Below are 2,724 nucleotides of genomic sequence, written 5' to 3'. Positions count from 1 at the left end.
CCATTATAGATGTATCTATTTATATATAGACTATTTCATCAAAACCGTATTTTTTACTTAAACCCTTGACTTTTGACTATCTTTCATATCAAACCTCCCATCATGTGCTAATCGACACACAAAGTTACCCTATTAATAAAAAAACCCTTATTCTGAATAAGGGAAATAAATTTGGATTTTCCATCCTTATGTCCGTTAACTATTTGTCAAGATGATGAACTGGACTACGCCAAAAACAATTAAGATGATGACAAGAACTAAAATAACTGCAATAGTTCTAAGAATAAATTTCAAAATTTTTCTAGTTTCCTGATCCATTAATACCACCTCCTACCTTTAAGGTATTAAATAAAGGACAACATAATATCTTCTGCCGTTAATCCTAAGCCCCAAGATACGTAGATGTGATCATTTTGAATCAGAGTGCAATTTACACAAAGGCCATGGTCCAGTAGGAAATTCTAAGGTCTAAAGAGTTTAAACCGACAATACAACGAACTTCATAACGAACTCCATCAAGGACGGTGGTTAGCTTGCAATCTGCTAAGAAAGAGAGAACCTTGTTTAGCCTGACCCTATTTATTGTTTCCTTTTTTTATATAGTGCTTAATTAAATCAACAACAAAAACCATAGTCACCAAGTAAACTGACAGCCAAAAAGCTTTAACATAGTCTCCATAGTCGATGTAGAAGTAAGCTACTACAAAGTTGGCTATGAAAATAATCAAATATGTCAACATCTAATCATCTCGTCTCAGAACCAGGGACATTTTTGCTGTTCTGTGTAATGTCTGGACTTGCAGATACAGCAGGCATGAGCAAACTGCAACTAAGAAGTAAGGTCAAAGATGCAATAGATACTTTTTATATCTTCTTATTTCTCCTATAATATGGTACATTTAGATAAATCCTGAATGTTGATCTTAATTTAACATGTAGTCAAATGCCTGTCTGTCGAATATTGATACAATAAAAAATGTTTTGTTCTCGAAATGTCGAATACCGTGAATCAACTATTATGGGAGGTTCTGTATTTGCTTATCAAGAGAATTTTTCTGAGCATCTATTTGATTGTAATTACAATTTTAGGTGTATTAAAAGTTCCAGTGACAGTAGTTTGGGGCAGAGAAATGAAGTATGAATCCAAGAAGTATGTTCCTCTTTGGGAGCTGCAAAGCGAACAAAAAGTTGGTGATTTCTTTGAAGCTTATCAATTGGATTATTTGAGGTTGCTGTTTGAATTGGGTATCGCTACACTTATTGTTTATGTACTGTATTTAGTTTTCAAACCTGATACAGAATTATAAAAAGGATGCTTTTTCGAGGCATCCTTAATTTCTTAAAACAGCCAAAGTAACCCCCAATTATCCAATTAGAGCTGTAGTTGTAAGATACCATGTACCCGAATAAATGGTTGATATGACAAGCTTCTCATTAAATGAAAGCTGGCAGGCTCCTTACGCAAAGTTTCCAAACAGAATTCCAATGCAAACATAGTAAGCCGCCAATTTGGCGGTTTATTTGTTTTAACATAGGAGACTGCTGTGTGCTTGAAACTCATCTACAGGCTGAACTGATGATTGTCTTTGACTTTGATTATCTTTGATATAAAACCTCCCATCATGTGTTAATCGACACTAAGTTGCCCCCATTAATGAATCAATCTCTTATTTAATAAGGACACCCGAAGGTGTCCCTGTTTTAGCATTGTTCCTATCACTTCCGCCGTTTCATACCTCTTATTGTAACCACAATCCAAACAACAGCTATAACATATGCAATAATATCTGTAACCAAGTAGTTCATTTTGAGCAAAACAAAGAATGTGACAATAAATAATATTGGGAGAATGACAGCTGTTGCAGTGGTTAGCTTATTGAACTTTTTGTCTTCCAAGCTCTCACCACCTCTAGATAAAAGTTGTACTCAGGACTTTTTCTTATAGCAATAACATCAATGCTTTAGTGATCCACCAAGCAACCGTCTCGTTCCCTGTTACTGCAAGTGCTCCTGCATAGACAGCATCTTCAACAGCGCCAGTAAAGTTGTCAATTACATTTAATAGCGTAGCAAAACCTGCTGTGCCTCCCAAAGCTTCCTTCACACTATCAGGAATCAGATCCCATGCCGCCTTTAGAGCTTTGACTGCCCAACTCAACTTTCCTTTTACTTCGTACTCAGGCGATTCTTTTTCGTTAATCAATTTGACGAAATCCTGTTTTTCTTGCTCAGAAAAACCAAAATAGTTAGCGACTTCATCAAGATCTGTCGTAGTGTTACCTTGTGCTTGCAATACTACTTGCTAAAACTTCGGACTTGCAGACGCAGAAACAACCGACATAAACAAACTGCATACAAGAAGTAAGGCCAAAGATGCAATAGATACTTTTTTCATCTTCTATTTCCTCTATAATTTGATACATTTAGAATTTATCTAAATGTCGATCTTAATTTAACATGCAGGCAAGCACCTGTCTGTCGAACAATGATGGAATAAAAAATTATTTTTAGAATTAAGTAATCAAAATGTCGCTTTATGTAGTTATGTATAGTCCTTTGAGTAAAGCAACATTTATTGTATGAAACTTTTATACCTCATTCAGAATAATAAAAAGATGCCCTATAGGAGATCCCTACAAAAGCCTCAATATTATTGAGATGAAAGCCAAAAAATGAAAAAAAGAGCCCCATAAAAGAAAAAAGCAGTCTATCCTCACTTGAGGA

General features: G+C 35.1%; 3 protein-coding genes. 1 reads left to right on the top strand and 2 read right to left on the bottom strand.

Going from position 1 to position 2,724, the window contains the following annotated elements:
• Positions 1-1,034 precede the first annotated feature (1,034 nt).
• Positions 1,035-1,307, top strand: a complete 273-nt coding sequence (locus BBG47_RS27585; protein ID WP_065294413.1) for a hypothetical protein — start codon at positions 1,035-1,037, stop codon at positions 1,305-1,307.
• 409 nt (positions 1,308-1,716) lie between these two features.
• On the opposite strand, the gene BBG47_RS27580 is transcribed toward BBG47_RS27585, so the two are convergent.
• Both BBG47_RS27580 and BBG47_RS27575 read right to left on the bottom strand, forming a co-directional pair.
• On the bottom strand, positions 1,717-1,896 hold the full coding sequence (locus BBG47_RS27580) for a hypothetical protein (RefSeq protein WP_065294412.1): 180 nt from the start codon (positions 1,894-1,896) through the stop codon (positions 1,717-1,719).
• A 43-nt stretch (positions 1,897-1,939) separates the two neighbouring features.
• Positions 1,940-2,293 (bottom strand): hypothetical protein, encoded by a 354-nt coding sequence (locus BBG47_RS27575; RefSeq protein ID WP_065294411.1) that lies wholly within the window; start codon positions 2,291-2,293, stop codon positions 1,940-1,942.
• Positions 2,294-2,724: the final 431 nt, after the last annotated feature.

The sequence above is a fragment of the Paenibacillus sp. KS1 genome (assembly GCF_001680695.1).
Taxonomy (GTDB): Bacteria; Bacillota; Bacilli; order Paenibacillales; family Paenibacillaceae; genus Paenibacillus_B; species Paenibacillus_B suaedae.
This window is presented reverse-complemented; position numbering and strand designations above follow the sequence as displayed.